The organism is Streptomyces sp. HSW2009, assembly GCF_040240285.1.
Lineage (GTDB): Bacteria > Actinomycetota > Actinomycetes > Streptomycetales > Streptomycetaceae > Streptomyces.
The window spans coordinates 1-1185 of the sequence record NZ_JBEHZD010001026.1; the positions used below are offsets into that span (position 1 = coordinate 1).

The 1185-nt window shown below is 79.7% G+C and carries 2 protein-coding genes; both read right to left on the reverse strand.

Features of this window, described 5'->3' with window-relative positions:
• Positions 1-5: 5 nt before the first annotated feature.
• Positions 6-365: a hypothetical protein gene (locus AAHZ94_RS34355; protein ID WP_349997596.1), complete on the reverse strand. Its 360-nt coding sequence runs from the start codon at positions 363-365 to the stop codon at positions 6-8.
• 243 nt (positions 366-608) lie between these two features.
• Positions 609-1185: GDSL-type esterase/lipase family protein (locus tag AAHZ94_RS34360; protein WP_349997597.1), on the reverse strand; the 577-nt coding region annotated here is incomplete at its 5' end.

Here is a 1185-nt window from a genome sequence, read left to right on the forward strand (position 1 = left end):
GGCTCCTACGCGGACACCGTCGCGCGGGCCGTCGTCGCCTGAGCCCAGTGCCCCCCGGCCGGGGGGGGCGGGCCGGGGGGGGGGGGGCGGGGCCGGGGGCGGGCGGGGGGGGGGGGGGGGGCGGGGGGGGCCGGGGGCGGGGGGGGGGCCCCCGGCGGGGCGGGCCGGGGGGGGCGGCGGCGCCCCGGCGCGGGGCCCAACACCACCCGGGGCGCCCCGTCCGCCGCGCCGCGGTGCACGGAGGCCGGCGCGGCGGACGCGGCGGGGCCGCGGTCCCAGGTGGCGTAGGCGACCGGGGTGCCCACGGCGAGGGCGGCGGCCGTGGCCACTGCGGCGAGGGAGAGACGGGAGGTGAGGACCGGCACGGGCGGATTCCCTTCGCTGGGGGTCGGTGGAGCGCGCGGTCTGGTGCCCCGCAGGCTCTGCCGGCGGCCAGGACGCGCCCTGGCTACCGTCCCCGGTGGGGCGGGTCCCACACACCCGTTCTCCCGAACATCCCCCATCCAGCACCTCCCCGGTCCGCACCCACCCGCACCCACCCGCACCCCGGGCCCCGCGGGCTGCGCACCGCCGCTGGCGGGGGCGGGGGCGGGGTGCACGCGGGCGGCTCACCGGACCTCCGGCACGCACGCCCTGCGGCGGAGCAGGCTGAGGAACCGTCCGGCGAAGACCGGGTGGCCCGCCGGCGAGGGGTGGAGGCGGTCCAGGCCCTCGGGTTCGAGGAACAGCGGCAGACAGCTCGGCCCGAACACCTCGGGCCCGTGCACGTAGTGCAGGTGCCGGTCGCCGTGGTCGCGCAGCAGCGTGACCGCGTGCCGCACCCGCTCGCGGCTCTCCCGCACCGTCAGCCCCGAAGGCCCGGCCACCTCCTCCCGGTCGGGCGCGACGATGGTGGACATCACGGCGAACGGGGTCGTGGGGTGGCCGTCGCGCACCGTCCGTACGAAACCGACGAGCGCGGCGGTCAGCGACTCACCGCTGTGCGTACCGAGGGTGTGCACGTTGATGCCGATGCACAGGGTGAGCAGCTCGGCGGGCAGGTCCCGCATCAGGCGCGCGGTCATCGGCTGGAGGTAGCAGCCCGCACCGATCGCCAGCGAGGTCAGGTCCCAGCCGGCGCGCCGGGCGACCAGGGCCGACCAGGTCCGCGAGGGGGAGCGGGCACCGCGGCCCTGGGATATGGAG